The sequence below is a fragment of the Mesorhizobium sp. P2_B11 genome, assembly GCF_056404855.1.
The window spans coordinates 99,195-114,209 of record NZ_JBFUDF010000006.1; the positions used below are offsets into that span (position 1 = coordinate 99,195).

Sequence of the window (15,015 nt, forward strand, 5' to 3'; positions counted from 1 at the left end):
TGAGGGCCGATCGATATGCGTCCTACCTTGCGCAATTTTTCCATGGCCGTGCTCGGCATCGTTGCGGCGATGTGCGGGCCTGCGGCCGCCCAGGATTACGCGAAATACCGCGTCCTCGACGCCAAGGTCATCAAGGATATGTGGACCAGTGCGGGCCAGAAGGCGGCGCTGCTGTCGCCGGATGGCAGCCGGGTGCTTCATCTCAACGGCCGCGAATTCTGCCTGCTGGCTCCGGCGCAGATCGGGCCCTGGGCAAAAATGGCCTGCGCGCAATCCACGCCCGAAAACAGCCCGGGCGAAGCGGCTGACATGTTCTGGTCGCCGGCGGGCGGCCAGTTGCTGATGCCGACATACACTTACGGATTGCAGCATTTTAGGGATACGGACATCCGGCTTTTCGATCCGACGACATTTGCCGTCAGGACCCTGACCGAGGACAATTTCGGCGATAGCTTTCTCAAGGGCAAAGGGCCAGCGAACGTCGACGTCCTCGCCCATTGGATCGACAGCGACACCATCGTCTTTATCCGCTACGCGATCCCCGACGGAGGCATCAATCAAGGTGTTTCGACGAGCCTGATGACGATCGACGCTGGCGGTGGCGATCCCCACCTTGCGTTCGAATTTGCCTCCATGAGCAGAATCCGGGTTTGGGCGATGACGGCGTCGGCGGATGGCAAGCAGATCGCCTATAGCGTGGCCGATAAGGACGATGCCGATAAAGCCGGCATCTATCTGCTGAAGCTGGGCGAAGCGACGCCCAAGCGCGTTGCTGCGATGAGTGACACTGGCCAGCCGGCTGGGATGGCCTTTTCCGCCGACGGGAAGTTTCTGCTGCTGCTCGGGCAAACGGCCAAGGGCCTCGATGCAAAGGTCATCGATCTTGCCAGTGGCGAGATCGTGCCTGTCGATCGTGTCCAGAAGCTCGTCGGGGTGGCATGGTCGCCGACCGGGTCGGCGCTGGCCTATATCACCTACGACAGAACCAATGCCGACATGCCCGGCGGCCTGTTTCTTGCCGAGGCGCCTGGCAAGCCGGCCCGGTTGCTTGTCGGCGGAGCATTTTTCCCCGCGGTCTGTTGCGGCCAGCAGCCGTTCATCTGGGCTTCGAACGACACCATGCTCATCGCGCAATTGGGCGACAAACTTGGGACGGTGCTGTTCGTCAGATTGGGACAATAGCGCGACGGCAAAGCCTGGCTTCCGGGAGCTCGGCTCACCACATCGTCTTCTTCGCCCGCTCCGGCCATTCCTTGTCGTAGGTTTCGGCGTCGATGTTCTTGCGGCTGGTGACTTCCAGGATCTTTCCGGGCGTCGGCAGCGATTTAGGGTCGACGTGTTTTGCCGGGTTCCACAGTTCCGAGCGGACGATGGCGCGGGCGCATTGGAAATAGACCGAATCGACATCGACGATGGTGACCGAGCGCGCCGGCTTGCCTTCGACGGTGAAGGAGGCGCAAAGCGCGGCGTCGGTGGTGATGCGGGCACGGCCGTTGACGCGCAGCGTCGTGCCCGAGCCCGGCACCAGGAACAGCAGCCCGACACGCGGATCCCGGATGATGTTTTTCAGCGAATCGGCGCGGTTGTTGCCGCGACGGTCCGGCATCATGAGGGTCTTCGGGTCATGAATGCGCACGAAGCCGGCGAGATCGCCACGTGGCGAGCAGTCGAGCCCTTCCGGTCCGCTCGTCGCTAAGGCAACAAAGGGCGAGGCTTCGATGAAGGCGGCATATTCGGGGATGACATGGTCGAGTTCCTTGACCGTCGACGCTTCGCCGGGAAGGCCATAGAGCGCTTCGAGCTGTTCAACCGATGTGATGTCAGACATTTCCCGTCTCCGAAGCTTTGCCGGCGTTATCCCAATTCCATGACGTCCTCGCGACGCGCCAAGCCTGACAATCAGGAAACGGGTGTCGACGCAATAATTTCAGGCGCAAACCGTGTCGACCTTACAAAACGGACACGGAGATCGAAATGGACAAAGCGCTTGAGCGGCAGAGCACCGCCATGGAACTTCTCGAAAACATGTTCGAAGTCGAAATGCGCTTCCTGCAATCGGGGTCAGGCAACATCGAGATGCTGACCGGCGCCTTCCACAGGGATGTCGTCGTGCATGAGCCGCAATCGCTCCCTTATGCCGGCGACTGGAACGGCCTTGAAGGCATCGCCGCCCTTTTCCAGAGAATGCAGGAAAGCTGGAGCAATGTGGCGGTGGAGAACCTCCAGGCGGCGCAAAATGACGATGTCGTTTTCATGAACTGCACGCTTTCGCTGACATCAATAGCCAACGGCGTGACGATCCAGCAGCCCTTTGCCGAAGTCCTGCGCTTCAGGGACGGCCGATTGCTTGAGGGCACACCCTTCTACTACGACACCAAAGAGATCCTGGCGGCCCTGGCCGAGCCGAGACATGCAACCAGGACGGCTTAGCGGTCGCGGCTCAGCCCCTTCTCCTGGAGTTCCGCGAGATAGGCGTTCCAGCGCGCCTCCTTCTCGTGGCCGAGCGTGTGCAGGTAGTTCCAGGTGAAAATGCCGGTGTCGTGGAAATCGTCGAAGGTGATGCGCACGGCATAGTTGCCGACCGGCTCAATCTTCAGGATGGCGACGTTGCGCTTGCCTGGCACCGTCACCCGCTGGTCCGGCGAATGGCCCTGCACTTCGGCCGAGGGCGAGGCGACGCGCAGCAGTTCGGCCGGCAATTCGAACGGCCGATGATCGGGAAAGGTGACCGACAGCAGTTTTCTGTCTTTCGAGACTCTGAGTTCCTTCGGCGCCGTCATTCTCGTCCACCTTGCATCGATCCGCCCTTCCCTACGCTGCTTCGCGCGACCGGAAAAGGCCATTTGAACCCCGCCGACATCGGATGTCGGCCGGGGAATGTTACCAAAGATCAAGAGCGGCTATCTTGAATGGCAGGTTGGATCGTATCACATAGCTGTATATAACGACGGCGCTACAGCCACGGGAAACGCTTTAAGCATGAACATGATCGATCCTTTCGGTCGCACGATCAGCTATTTGCGCGTGTCGGTCACCGACCGTTGCGATTTCCGCTGCACCTATTGCATGGCCGAGGACATGGCGTTCCTGCCCAAGAAGGACCTGCTGTCGCTCGAGGAACTCGACCGGCTCTGCACCGTCTTCATTGAAAAGGGCGTGCGCAAACTGCGCCTCACCGGCGGCGAGCCGCTGGTGCGCAAGAACATCATGCATCTGGTGCGCCAGCTGTCGCGACATCTGAAAAGCGGCGCACTGGAAGAGCTGACGCTGACCACCAACGGCTCGCAGCTGTCGCGCTTTGCCGCCGAACTCGCCGATTGCGGTGTCGAGCGCATCAATGTCTCGCTGGATACGCTGGACGCCGACAAATTCCACGCCATCACCCGCTGGGGCCATCTTGACAAGGTCATGCAAGGCATCGACGCCGCGCAGGCCGCAGGGCTGAAGATCAAGCTCAATGCGGTGGCGCTGAAGGATTTCAACGACGCCGAAATTCCCGAAATGATGCGCTGGGCGCATGGCCGCGGCATGGACCTCACCGTCATCGAAACCATGCCGATGGGCGAGATCGACGCCGACCGCACCGACCAGTATCTGCCGCTGTCCTTGCTGCGCGCTTCGCTGGAGCGTCAGTTCACGCTGAGCGACATCCCCTACAAGACCGGCGGTCCGGCCCGCTACGTCCATGTCGCCGAGACCGGCGGCCGGCTCGGCTTCATCACGCCGATGACGCATAATTTCTGCGAAAGCTGCAACCGCGTGCGGCTGACCTGCACCGGCACGCTCTATATGTGCCTCGGCCAGGAGGATGCCGCCGACCTGCGCGCCCCGTTGCGTGCGTCCGAAGGCAACGAACTGGTCGCCGACGCCATCGACGAAGCGATCGGCCGCAAGCCGAAGGGCCATGATTTCATCATCGACCGCCGCACCAGCCGCCCCTCGGTGTCCAGGCATATGAGCGTCACTGGCGGCTGATTTTTTCCGCGATTTGGTGCAAGGGGTGTCTCCAATGTTCACTGGAGACACCGAATGAATCGTCTTTTCCCGGGTTTGGTTTCGGTAGCGCTGATGTTGGCAGGCAGCGCCAATGCTGCACCGTTCACCTACACCAATGCGCGCTTCGGCACCGTCTGCACCTTTCCCGACGACATCTTCACCGACCGCCAGCCCGAACCGGACAATGGTGACGGGCAGCAATGGCTGAGTGCCGACGGCGCCAGCCTGATCTGCTCCGGCATCAACAATGTCGACGACGAGACGCCGAACAGCTTCGTCGCAGAGGAAAAGGCGAGCAAAGAAGCGGGTTACGAGATCAGCTACGGCAAGACCGGCAAGAATTGGGCGGTGCTGTCGGGGCTCAAGGATGGAAAGATCTTTTACGAGCGGCGCCTGTTCGGCAAGGACGGCGTCATCCGCACCGTCTGGATCGATTACCCACCGGCCGTGAAGGCGAAGTACGACCCGCTGGTCGGCGCCATCGCCGGCAGCCTCAAGGTCGATGAGCATTTTTAGTCACATCCCAGAAAAAGTCTTATGCGCAAACAGCCGGCGGATTTACCGCAAGCGCGTTCGGGCCTAGCTTCCGGCCTGTAGCGGTTTTTTGTTCACTGGGGGAATACGACATGCGCAAACTTTTACTTTCTCTTGCAATGCTTGGACTTGCAGCCGCGCCGGCAGCGGCCCAGTCGATCGGCGGCACCTACACCGTCTCCGGCACCAATTTCGACGGCTCGAAATATGGCGGCGAGGCCACCATCACGCTGACCAGCGAGACCACCTGCACCATCCATTGGGAAACCGGCGGATCGTCCTCGGACGGCATCTGCATGCGCAACGACAATGCCTTCTCCGCCGGCTATGTCATGGGCAAGGAAATCGGCCTCGTCGTCTACAAGGTGGAGGATGACGGCTCGCTGCACGGCCTTTGGACGATCGCCGGCAAGAACGGCAGCGGCACCGAAGTGCTGACGCCGAAATGAGGCACCCGATCATCTGACCGGCCTTCTCGGGGGTTTGCAGGCCACGGGTGAAAATCCGTGGCCTATTTCTTTGACGTTGCTGTCTTGCCGCGGGCTGCTACAGGCTTCGTTTCAGTGTGACGCACTCTGAGTGCAAAACCGGTAACGCCCTTGCCTCTTTCGCCAAACCTCCGCGGTGCGCTGTTCATGATGGTGGCCATGATCGGCTTCACCCTCAATGATGCCATCACCAAGTTCTCGTCGGAATCGATGAACATGGCGCAGGTCATGCTGGTGCGCGGCGCCTTTGCGTCGGTGCTTGTCGGTCTGCTTGCCTGGCAGCAAGGCGCGCTGGCCCGCCCAGGCTCGATGCTGCAGCCGCTGGTCGCGCTGCGTGTCGTCAGCGAGGCCGGCGCCACCGTGGCCTTCCTCGTTGCGCTGGCGCATCTGCCGATCGCCAATGTCTCGGCGGTGCTGCAGGCGCTGCCGCTGGCGGTGACGATGGGCGCGGCGCTTGTGTTTGGCGAAGGCGTTGGCTGGCGGCGCTGGCTGGCGATCGCCGTCGGCTTTGGCGGCGTGCTGATCATCGTGCGGCCAGGTTTTGAAGGATTCAGCGTCTATTCGATATACGCACTCGTCAGCGTCGCCTGCTGCGCGGTGCGCGACCTCGCCACCAAGCGCATTCCGCGGGCCATCCCGACCTTGCTGGTGTCGACGGCAACCGCGATCGCCATGACCATTGTCGGCGCCGTGCTGCTGTCGCCGATGGGCGGCTGGACGCCGATGACGGGCAAAGGCACGGCGCTGCTGGCATTGGCAGCGGTGCTGGTGCTGATCGGCTACCAGTTCATCATCATGGCGATGCGTTCGGGCGATATCTCCTTCATCGCACCGTTCCGCTACACCGCGTTGCTGTGGTCGATCCTGCTCGGCCTCGGCATCTTCGGTGATATCCCCGACCTGCCGATGATCGTCGGCTCGGCCATTATCATCGCCTCCGGCCTTTACGCGCTCTATCGCGAGCGGGTCGTCGGTCGCCAAAAGCCCGCCGCCGAAAGCGCTGGACCCAACATGGCGCCGGACGGCATATAGAACCATGAGCCGAGACATTGCAGGGATTATTTTGGCCGGAGGCCTGTCACGGCGCATGGGCGGCGGCGACAAGACCTTGCTTAGCCTTGGAGGGCGTCCGCTTCTCGACCATGTCGTTGCCCGCCTGTCGCCGCAGGTCGGACCGCTGGCGCTGAGCGCCAATGGTGATCCGACGCGCTTTGCGGCACTCGGACTTCCAATTCTTGCCGATACGGTGGAAGGCTATGCCGGACCGCTTGCCGGGATCCTCACCGGCCTTGAATGGGCGGCGGCAAACACTGCCTGCAAATCCTTGGTGACGGCCGCCGGCGACACGCCGTTCCTGCCGGCGGATCTGGTCGCAAGGCTGGCCGAAGCTGCGGCCGGTCGGCCACGCTCAATTGCGGTCGCCAGCTCCGGCGGCAGGCGGCATCCGACCTTCGCGCTGTGGCCGCTCGGGCTGCGTCAGGCCTTGCGCCATTTCCTGGTCGATGAGGACAACAGGCGGGTCTCCGCCTTCATCGAACGCCATGACTTTATCGAGGTGGAGTTTCCGTTGCTGGCTGCCGGCGGCGATGAGATCGACCCGTTCTTCAACATCAATGTTGCCGACGATCTTGCGGTGGCCGAACGTCTGTTGCAGAGCATCGGGCCATGAGCAGACGCGTCTTCGGCATCACCGGCTGGAAAAATTCCGGCAAGACCACACTGACCGAGAAGCTGGTCAGCGAACTCGTTCGGCGCGGCTGGACGGTGTCGACGGTCAAACATGCCCATCATGAGTTCGACATCGACAAGCCGGGCGCCGACTCCTTCCGCCATCGCCAGGCGGGGGCCACCGAGGTCGCGATTGTGTCGGGCGTGCGCTGGGCGCTGATGCATGAATTGCGTGCAGAGGAGGAGCCGACGCTGGAGACGATCCTGTCGCGACTGGCACCGTGCGACATCGTGCTGGTCGAAGGCTACAAGCGCGAGGCGCACAAAAAGATCGAGACCCGGCGCCTGGGGGCCAAGGACCGCTCGCCGCTCTCGGCGAACGACGGGCATATCGTGGCGATCGCCGCGGACTTCGAAATCACCGGCGAAAGCCTGCCGGTGTTCGATCTCAACGACACGGGAGGGATAGCCGACTTCATCGAGCGCACTACCGGCCTCAAACCCTGAGGCCCCTGCCCGAGCCCGGTTCAGCCGCTCTCTCCAGCTGTTTCATTGGCTAACCCGGCGTCAGCATTGGCTGGACCCGCAAATCCCGCAAGCAACGGTTTTACAGTTGCTTTTCTCCCGAAAACAGTGGGAGTATCGCGCCAGCGGGCGGTCAAAAGCACCGCCCCACAAGAGCCGTTTCGGAACGACGGCCGGGAGCCATAAAGAGAGGACTATCATGCGTATTGCACTGCGTATCGCGCTCGCCGCATCGGCTGCGCTGCTGACGCTCGGCGTCGCCCAGGCTCAGGAAACGACCCTGAGAATCGGTACCGAAGGCGCCTACCCCCCCTTCAACAATTTGACCGCCGATGGCCAGCTCGTCGGCTTCGACATCGACATCGCCAAGGCGCTCTGCGACGAAATGAAGGTCAAATGCACCTTCGTCGCCCAGGATTGGGACGGCATCATCCCGGCGCTGCAGGCCGGCAAGTTCGACGCCATCGTCGCCTCGATGTCGATCACTGCGGAGCGTAAGGAAAAGGTCGACTTCTCCAACAAATACTACAACACCCCCTCGGCGCTGGCCGTGCCGAAAGATTCGACCCTCAAGGGCGTGACCAAGGAAGATTTGGCCGGCAAGACCATCGGCGTCGCCACCACGACCACGCACTTCAACTATGCCTCGAAAACCTACACCGACAGCACGGTCAAGGGTTATCCGAGCAGCCCCGAAGAGCAGGCCGATCTCGCCAATGGGCGTCTCGATGCGATCGAGGACGATATCGTCGTTTTGCAACAGTTCCTGGATTCGCCTGAAGGCGCCTGCTGCAAGATTCTCGGCCAGCCCTCGCCGCAGCCGGTCGAGATCTTTGGACCGGGCGCCGGCATCGCCGTGCGCAAGGGCGAGACGGATCTGGTCAACAAGCTGAACAGCGCCATCGACGCTATCCGCAAGAACGGAAAGTACAAGGAAATCAACGACAAGTACTTCAAGTTCGACGTCTACGGCGCCGAGTCCTGATCATCTGAAACGAGGCGGCAGGGGGAGATTTCTCCTGCCGCCTTGGCGTGACAGAAGTGGAGACAAGACCCGTCAATGCCAAGCCAGAACATATGGATACTTCTGAGTTGGGGACCCGATGGCTGGATTGACGATATTGCCTATGGCGCACTGGTCACCATCGCGCTTGCGCTGGCGACGCTGCCCATCGGCCTGACGATCGGCTTTTTCGTCGCCTGGGCCAAACAATCCGACGAACCGTCGCTGCGGCTGGCAGCCAACATCTACACCACCGTCTTCCGGGGCCTGCCGGAACTGGTGACGCTGTTCCTGTTTTTCTTCGGTGTGCCGATCCTGTTGCAACACCTCGTGCGATATTTCCGACCGGACGCGACCATCGACGTTAACAGCTTCGTCGCCGGCATGATCGTGCTGTCGCTGATCTTTTCATCCTATGCCAGCGAGGTGTTTCTTTCGGCCTTTCGCGCCATACCGAAAGGTCAGTATGAGGGCGGCTATGCCATCGGCCTGTCGAACTGGCTGACCATGCGCAAGGTGATCTTGCCGCAACTGCTTCGCATCGCGTTTCCGGGACTTGAGAACTGCTGGCTCAGCCTGCTCAAGGATACGTCGCTGGTGTCGGTCGTCGGCCTCGCCGAGACGCTGCGCAATGCCTACACGGCCGCCCGCGTTACCAAGCACGCGTTCCTGTTTTATGGCGTCGCGGCCATGGTCTTCCTTGGTCTGGCTATCGTCTCATCCTTTGCCACCAGCGCGATCCTGCGCTCGCTCGGGCGGCGCGAGGCGCAACGATGAGCGTCACAGCCGCCATTGTCGAACGGCCGCCGCCACGAGCGCGCGGCTGGCCACGCAGCCGTGTCATCGGCTATGCGATGGTCGGTTTCTGGATCCTGTTCGGCCTCGGCATCGTCAGTTATCTGATCTTTGCCTGGAACGCCGAGTTCTTCGCCAAATATGCCCCGGCCTATCTGAAAGGCCTTGGAACCACGCTGTCACTGGTCTGCATATCGATGGTGCTCGGAGCGATCCTGTCGGTGCCGGTGGCGTATGGGCGCATGTCCAGCAACCGGTTCCTGTCCGGCCTCGCTTATTGCTATGTCTATTTCTTCCGCGGCACGCCGCTGCTGGTCCAGACCTACCTGGTCTACTACGGGCTGGGATCATTCAGGGTTGAGCTTCAAACGATTGGTCTTTGGGATTTTTTCAAAGACGCGTTCAACTGCGGTGTATTTGCCTTCTCACTCAACACCGCCGCCTATCAGGCCGAGATCCTGCGCGGCGCCATCGAGAGCGTGCCGAGAGGCCAGTGGGAAGGTGCTGCTTCGCTCGGCCTGCACAAGCTGCAGACGCTGCGCAAGATCATCCTGCCGCAAGCGTTGATCGTCGCCTTGCGCCCCTATGGCAATGAGTTGATCCTGATGGTCAAGGCCTCGGCCATCGTCGCCATCATCACCGTTTACGATTTGATGGGTCAGGCCAAGCTTGCCTTTGCCAATTCGTTCGACATCCAGGCCTATATCTGGGTCGCCCTCGTCTATCTGGTGATGGTCGAGATCTTGCGCCATGGCGTTGAATGGATCGAACGCCGGATCACCATACATCTGAAGCGTTGACCGGCAGGCTGCACCAGTCGATCGGATCATGCGCGTCTTGACGAATTGCGCGCAGAGCCTAGAGCCTATTCCATCCCGATGAGATCGGGATGGGGCTCTAACTTTTTTCTTGAGCATGATCTTTTCCGAAAACCGGTTTCCACTTTTCGGGATCATGCTCTAGAGCTTGCGCGGACAATTTCGCTTCCATCTGAAGGGCAAACCTATGGCATCTGTGGCATTTCTCGGTCTTGGCGTGATGGGCTATCCCATGGCCGGGCACCTCAGGAACAAAGGCGGCCACGACGTCACCGTCTACAACCGCACCGCGGCGAAAGCCGAGCAATGGGTGGCCCAGCATGGCGGCAAGCTTGCCTTGACGCCGGCCGAGGCGGCCGAGGGCCAGGATTTCGTCTTCTCCTGCGTCGGCAATGATGACGATCTGCGCTCGGTGACGACCGGGGCCAAGGGCGCCTTCGCCGCGATGAAAAATGGTTCGGTGTTTATCGACAACACCACCGCCTCGGCCGAGGTCGCGCGCGAATTGGCAGAAGCCGCTGGAAAAGCCGGCTTTTCCTTCCTCGACGCGCCCGTCTCCGGCGGCCAGGCGGGTGCCGAAAACGGCGTGCTGACTGTGATGGTCGGCGGCGACCAGGCTGCCTTCGATAAGGCCAAACCGGTAATCGACGCCTTTGCCCGCATGGTCGGGCTGATGGGGCCGTCGGGCGCCGGCCAGCTCACCAAGATGATCAACCAGATCTGCATCGCCGGACTGGTGCAGGGCCTGTCCGAAGGCATCCATTTCGGCAAGAAGGCCGGGCTCGACATCGAGAAGGTGATCGAGGTGATCTCCAAGGGTGCTGCCGGTTCCTGGCAGATGGAGAACCGCCACAAGACGATGAATGCCGGCAAATATGATTTCGGCTTTGCCGTCGACTGGATGCGCAAGGACCTCGGCATCTGCCTCGACGAAGCCGACCGCAATGGCGCCAAACTGCCGGTGACCGCACTCGTCGACCAGTTCTACAAGGATGTCCAGGCGATGGGCGGCAAGCGCTGGGATACGTCGTCGCTGCTGGCGCGTCTGGAAAAATAGGCGGGATGGTCGAGCTATCGCCCCAATCCAGCGCCGACGAAATCGTCGCGCATTTGCGGTCGATCGGCTCGGAGGACAATCGCCGCGGCATGCTGCGCTACGGCATCAAGATCGAACGGGCGCTCGGCATTTCGCATGGCGTACAGCGGCAGATCGCCAAAAAGATCAAGCGCAACCACGAACGCGCCTTCGAGCTTTGGCAGACCGGCATCATGGAGGCGCAGTTCATCGCGTCCGTCACGGCCGACCCGAAGCGGTTTTCCGCTGCGGATGCAAGGCAATGGGCGGCGTCCTTCGATTCCTGGGATATCGTCGACGGCGTCTCCGATCTCTTCGTCGACACGGACGCCTGGAAGGAACTGATCGAAGAGTTCGCGGCCGACGAGCGCGAGTTCGTTCGACGCACGGCCTTTGCCATGATGGCATGGTCCGTCGTGCACCGGAAACAAGAGCCGGTCGCGACCTTCCTCGGCTTCCTGCCGATCATCGAAGCGCATGCCACCGACAGCCGCAATTTCGTGAAGAAGGCCGTAAACTGGGCACTTCGCTCGATCGGCAAGCGATCGGTGGAGATGCACGGCGCTGCCCTTGCCGTGGCCGAACGCCTGGCGCAGTCGACCGACAAGACGGCACGCTGGAATGGCAAGGATGCAGTCCGGGAGCTGACCAATGCCAAAACGCTCGAGCGGATCGCCGCCAGAAAAGCCTGATCTGGCAATACTGCGTTTTGCCGAGGTGACGCGGCAAACCCGCGGCGATTTCGAAAACCTGTTCGAGGCGCCGGGAGGACCAAAATATTGCTGGTGTATGGCCTGGCGCCACGCCAGCCGCGAGCATGTCGATAACGACGAGAAGAAACGCATGATGATGGCGCTTGTCGAGACCGGCACGCCGGTCGGCATCCTGGCCGAACTCGACGGCAAGACCGTCGGTTGGTGCTCGGTCGCGCCGCGCCAGACCTACCGCAAGCTGTCACCCGGACAAGACGACGGCGAGACCGGCATCTGGTCGATCGCGTGCTTCTATATCCCGAGGGCGCTGCGCGGCGGCGGCCTGGCGGCTGCGCTGCTCGACGCGGCCATCGATCACGCCTTTGCCAAGGGCGCCAAGACGATCGAGGCCTACCCCATCGACGAGGCCTCGCCAAGCTACCGCTTCATGGGATTTCGCGACATGTTCACCGCTCGCGGGTTCCACGAGATCGGCATGGCCGGCTCTCGCAGACATGTGATGCGGCTCGAGCGTTGACGCGATTGGCCACGGCGTCTTTACTCCCAGCACAAAGGAAGCGGCCGATGAGCAGACATCTCCAACCGACCCTGGCGCTCGCAACCATGTTGCTGGCATCCACTGTGTTCGATGCCTCGGCGCAGACCGCGCACATCTTCTGGAAGGATCTGCGGCCGGCGACGCAAGCGGTGGCCGAAGATGCCAACCTGCCGATGATCGCGGCAAAACTGGCCGATCATGGCGAGACGCTGTCGCTCAACCTGCAGGACAAGACGGTACAATTAGCCGGCTATGCATTGCCGGTCGACCGCGATGGCGACCTCGTCTACCAGTTCCTGCTGGTGCCGTGGACGGGCGCCTGCAGCCACATGCCGACGCCGCCGCCGAACCAGATCGTGCTGGTCACACCGGCCCATCCCTACAAGATGTCGGAAGCCTATGAGGCGGTTGCCGTGACCGGCGCCCTGCAGCCCGGCATGGAGAAAAGCCAGCTGTTTATTCTCGACGGCGTCTCGATCATCCAGTCCGGTTACACCGTGCGCAAAGCCGAGGTGGTGGCTGTCGACAATGTGCCGGATGCGGTCACGCTGCCGGTCTACTCGCCCTGGAGTTTTCTCAACAAAAAGAAGAACTAGGCGGTGCTGCCTTCCGCAATCCCAACTGTGAAGGCTCTTTCGATACCCTCATTTTAGGCCAAGTTGCAATTCCAAATATGCAAGGATATATTTGGTGATGCTTATCAAACGTCTGATTTTTTTCCAAATACCCAGCGATACCCCCCTGAAGCAGTTTATTAGGCGAGCGTTCGGCCCTTACCCAGTCATATGGTTTGCTAGCGCGTATGTGCAATTCTCCATATTTACTTTTCTTTACAAGAACTACCCAAAGTATTTCGCATACATGGCAATTGCCCTTATTGCCGGTGAAATCGCTCTTGGCTATTTGTCGAAGGAGCGCTGAAACCCGCCCCCACTGAGGCAGGTCGCTTATCCATTCCCGTGCAGCCACCGCTGTCGTGCGACAGACGAATAACTCAGGCCGCGTTGGCGCCCGACTCCTTGTCCAGCACCATGTAGTCCAGCGGCATTTCGGTCGTGTATTTGATCTGCTCCATGGCGAAGGACGACGACACGTCGCGGATCTCGATCTTGGCGATCAGCCGCTTGTAGAAGGCGTCGTAAGCGGCGATGTCGGGCACCACCACGCGCAGCAGATAGTCGACGTCGCCGCTCATGCGGTAGAATTCGACCACTTCGGGAAATTCCTGGATGACTTCGGAGAAGCGCCGCAGCCATTCATGGCTGTGCGAATTGGTGCGGATCGACACGAAGACGGTGACGCGCACATTGACCTTCTCGTGGTCGAGGATGGCGACGCGCCGCTTGATGACGCCCTCTTCCTCGAGCTTCTGGATGCGGCGCCAGCACGGCGTCGTCGACAGGCCGACTTTCTTGGCGACATCGGCGACCGCGAGCGTCGCGTCCTCCTGCAGGAGGCGGAGAATTTTTCTGTCGAGGCGATCCATTGAGGTGCTCCCTGGTGCAGGCCGCGTTCCCTGAGGCGCGACGCGCTTTGGGAATAGATTGGCTATACTCCCTCTTATTTCGGCCTTTCACAAGAAAGAAATTCTGCCGAACGGCACAAAAGCGAGTGATATCTTGCTTAAAGCTCAAGCGATGCGATAGCGGATTTCCGATCTCAGGAAGGGCAGCAAATCCATTTCAAACCATGGATTCTGTTTCAACCATCCTGAATTGCGCCATGACGGATGCGGCAGCGGCAGCACTTTTTGGCTGGCCGGCGCGTCCCAGATGGCGCGCCAGTCTCTCACGGTTTCGGTCAGCGACGGCCGCCTTGCTTCACCCATATGCCAGGATTGCGCGTAGGAGCCGATGGTCAGCACGAGATCGATCTGCGGCATCAGCGCCATCAGTTGCGCGCGCCAGGCCGGCGCGCATTCGCGGCGCGGCGGCAGGTCGCCGCCCTTGGCGTCCTGGCCGGGAAAGCAAAAACCCATCGGCACGATGGCGAATTTTTCCGTGTCGTAGAATTCCCCCGCGCTGACCGCCAACCAGCTTCGCAAGCGGTCGCCGGACGCGTCGGTGAACGGCATGCCGGACACATGCACCTTGGTGCCTGGCGCCTGGCCGGCAAGCAGGATGCGGGCGCTGGATGACGGAAGCAGCACCGGGCGCGGTTCATGCGGCAGCGGCCGTCCCACAGGATTGTCGACGCAGATGCGACAGGCGCGGACCGTTGCCGTCAGTCGTTCGAGCTCTGCCTCCATCTCAAGCGGAAGCGCTCGGCCGGCCGGTGACGGCGCCGTACCAGCGCAGCACGTTGGCGCACTCGTCCGGCACCTTGATGCGCGCCGGTTTCATGAAATCGATGGCGATCATCCCGGTGATGTCGGCGATCGAATAGGCATCGCCGGCGGCGAATTCCCGCTTCGCCAGTTCGGCGTCGAGCAGGTGCAGGAATTCGACCGCTTTCGCCTTGTTGGCTTCGCCCCATTCTGGGATCTGCGGAATTTCCCACTCCTTCATCGCCGGATGGATGTGGCGAAAGGCCTGGGCGACGCAGCTGAGCAGGTTGAACTCCATGCGCCGTTGCCACATCTCGACCTTTGCCTTGCCGAGCGCGCCTTGCCCGAACAGCGCCGGCTCCGGGTGCAATTCCTCGAAGTAGCGGCAGATGGCGACGGATTCGGTGAGGACGGAGCCATCGTCGAGCTCGAGCACCGGCAGGCGCTGCAGCGGGTTGCGTGAGCTGACCGGCTCCTGTTTGTGCCCCATTGCGCCCATGTCGACCGGCACCAGCGGCACCTCGATGCCTTTCTCGGCGAGGAAGACCCGGACACGCCGCGGATTGGGGGCTCGGCCACCGTCGAACAGTTTCATC

20 protein-coding genes are annotated in these 15,015 nt (G+C 61.3%); 15 read left to right on the top strand and 5 right to left on the bottom strand.

Features of this window, described 5'->3' with window-relative positions; translation table 11 throughout:
• Positions 1-42: 42 nt before the first annotated feature.
• Entirely contained in the window at positions 43-1,182 is a 1,140-nt protein-coding gene (locus AC1DYJ_RS19850) for a TolB family protein (RefSeq protein WP_477284140.1), read from the top strand.
• Positions 1,183-1,216: 34 nt separating this feature from the next.
• Here AC1DYJ_RS19850 and AC1DYJ_RS19855 read toward each other — a convergent pair whose 3' ends face one another.
• Positions 1,217-1,828: a pyridoxamine 5'-phosphate oxidase family protein gene (locus tag AC1DYJ_RS19855; RefSeq protein WP_477284142.1), complete on the bottom strand. Its 612-nt coding sequence runs from the start codon at positions 1,826-1,828 to the stop codon at positions 1,217-1,219.
• Positions 1,829-1,974: 146 nt separating this feature from the next.
• Between AC1DYJ_RS19855 and AC1DYJ_RS19860 the strand changes: the two genes are divergently transcribed.
• Positions 1,975-2,430 carry a nuclear transport factor 2 family protein gene (locus AC1DYJ_RS19860; protein WP_477284143.1) on the top strand — a complete coding sequence of 152 codons (456 nt, stop codon included), beginning with the start codon at positions 1,975-1,977 and terminating at the stop codon, positions 2,428-2,430.
• Here AC1DYJ_RS19860 and AC1DYJ_RS19865 read toward each other — a convergent pair.
• Positions 2,427-2,780 carry a gamma-butyrobetaine hydroxylase family protein gene (locus AC1DYJ_RS19865; protein WP_477284145.1) on the bottom strand — a complete coding sequence of 118 codons (354 nt, stop codon included), beginning with the start codon at positions 2,778-2,780 and terminating at the stop codon, positions 2,427-2,429. The two genes, AC1DYJ_RS19860 and AC1DYJ_RS19865, sit on opposite strands and share 4 nt — an antisense overlap.
• Positions 2,781-2,979: 199 nt before the next feature.
• Here AC1DYJ_RS19865 and moaA point away from each other — a divergent pair, with 199 nt between their 5' ends.
• The 13 genes from moaA to AC1DYJ_RS19930 all read left to right on the top strand — a co-directional run bounded on the left by moaA (position 2,980) and on the right by AC1DYJ_RS19930 (position 12,749).
• Positions 2,980-3,975, top strand: coding sequence for a GTP 3',8-cyclase MoaA (gene moaA, locus AC1DYJ_RS19870; protein ID WP_477284147.1), 996 nt, complete (start codon positions 2,980-2,982; stop codon positions 3,973-3,975).
• 54 nt (positions 3,976-4,029) lie between these two features.
• Positions 4,030-4,512, top strand: a complete 483-nt coding sequence (locus AC1DYJ_RS19875) for a hypothetical protein (RefSeq protein WP_477284149.1) — start codon at positions 4,030-4,032, stop codon at positions 4,510-4,512.
• A gap of 110 nt (positions 4,513-4,622) precedes the next feature.
• Entirely contained in the window at positions 4,623-4,979 is a 357-nt protein-coding gene (locus AC1DYJ_RS19880) for a hypothetical protein (RefSeq protein ID WP_477284151.1), read from the top strand.
• Positions 4,980-5,129: 150 nt separating this feature from the next.
• A complete protein-coding gene (locus tag AC1DYJ_RS19885) occupies positions 5,130-6,050 on the top strand; it encodes a DMT family transporter (RefSeq protein WP_477284153.1) in 921 nt (306 codons plus the stop codon).
• 4 nt (positions 6,051-6,054) lie between these two features.
• Positions 6,055-6,687 carry a molybdenum cofactor guanylyltransferase MobA gene (mobA, locus tag AC1DYJ_RS19890; protein ID WP_477284155.1) on the top strand — a complete coding sequence of 211 codons (633 nt, stop codon included), beginning with the start codon at positions 6,055-6,057 and terminating at the stop codon, positions 6,685-6,687.
• Positions 6,684-7,193: a molybdopterin-guanine dinucleotide biosynthesis protein B gene (gene mobB / locus AC1DYJ_RS19895; protein WP_477284157.1), complete on the top strand. Its 510-nt coding sequence runs from the start codon at positions 6,684-6,686 to the stop codon at positions 7,191-7,193. The genes mobA and mobB overlap by 4 nt, the downstream gene beginning before the upstream one ends.
• A 217-nt stretch (positions 7,194-7,410) precedes the next feature.
• Positions 7,411-8,196: an ABC transporter substrate-binding protein gene (locus AC1DYJ_RS19900; RefSeq protein ID WP_477284159.1), complete on the top strand. Its 786-nt coding sequence runs from the start codon at positions 7,411-7,413 to the stop codon at positions 8,194-8,196.
• A gap of 75 nt (positions 8,197-8,271) precedes the next feature.
• Positions 8,272-8,991, top strand: a complete 720-nt coding sequence (locus tag AC1DYJ_RS19905; RefSeq protein WP_477284161.1) for an ABC transporter permease — start codon at positions 8,272-8,274, stop codon at positions 8,989-8,991.
• Positions 8,988-9,809, top strand: a complete 822-nt coding sequence (locus tag AC1DYJ_RS19910) for an ABC transporter permease (protein ID WP_477284163.1) — start codon at positions 8,988-8,990, stop codon at positions 9,807-9,809. The genes AC1DYJ_RS19905 and AC1DYJ_RS19910 overlap by 4 nt, the downstream gene beginning before the upstream one ends.
• Before the next feature lie 205 nt (positions 9,810-10,014).
• On the top strand, positions 10,015-10,884 hold the full coding sequence (locus tag AC1DYJ_RS19915; protein WP_477284165.1) for an NAD(P)-dependent oxidoreductase: 870 nt from the start codon (positions 10,015-10,017) through the stop codon (positions 10,882-10,884).
• 5 nt (positions 10,885-10,889) lie between these two features.
• The gene (locus tag AC1DYJ_RS19920; protein ID WP_477284167.1) at positions 10,890-11,594 is read left to right on the top strand and encodes a DNA alkylation repair protein; all 705 of its coding nucleotides are present in this window, start codon (positions 10,890-10,892) and stop codon (positions 11,592-11,594) included.
• Positions 11,554-12,132 (top strand): GNAT family N-acetyltransferase, encoded by a 579-nt coding sequence (locus tag AC1DYJ_RS19925; protein WP_477284169.1) that lies wholly within the window; start codon positions 11,554-11,556, stop codon positions 12,130-12,132. Before AC1DYJ_RS19920 ends, AC1DYJ_RS19925 begins: the two co-directional genes overlap by 41 nt.
• Positions 12,133-12,179: 47 nt before the next feature.
• Positions 12,180-12,749, top strand: a complete 570-nt coding sequence (locus tag AC1DYJ_RS19930; protein WP_477284171.1) for a DUF3299 domain-containing protein — start codon at positions 12,180-12,182, stop codon at positions 12,747-12,749.
• Positions 12,750-13,147: 398 nt separating this feature from the next.
• Here the strand turns inward: AC1DYJ_RS19930 and AC1DYJ_RS19935 are convergent, their stop codons facing one another.
• The 3 genes from AC1DYJ_RS19935 to AC1DYJ_RS19945 form a co-directional block, all read right to left on the bottom strand.
• Positions 13,148-13,639 (bottom strand): Lrp/AsnC family transcriptional regulator, encoded by a 492-nt coding sequence (locus AC1DYJ_RS19935; protein WP_006333679.1) that lies wholly within the window; start codon positions 13,637-13,639, stop codon positions 13,148-13,150.
• A 144-nt stretch (positions 13,640-13,783) separates the two neighbouring features.
• Positions 13,784-14,401, bottom strand: a complete 618-nt coding sequence (locus AC1DYJ_RS19940) for a uracil-DNA glycosylase family protein (RefSeq protein ID WP_477284173.1) — start codon at positions 14,399-14,401, stop codon at positions 13,784-13,786.
• Between the two features lies 1 nt (position 14,402).
• Entirely contained in the window at positions 14,403-15,014 is a 612-nt protein-coding gene (locus AC1DYJ_RS19945) for a glutathione S-transferase (protein WP_477284175.1), read from the bottom strand.
• Position 15,015: the final 1 nt, after the last annotated feature.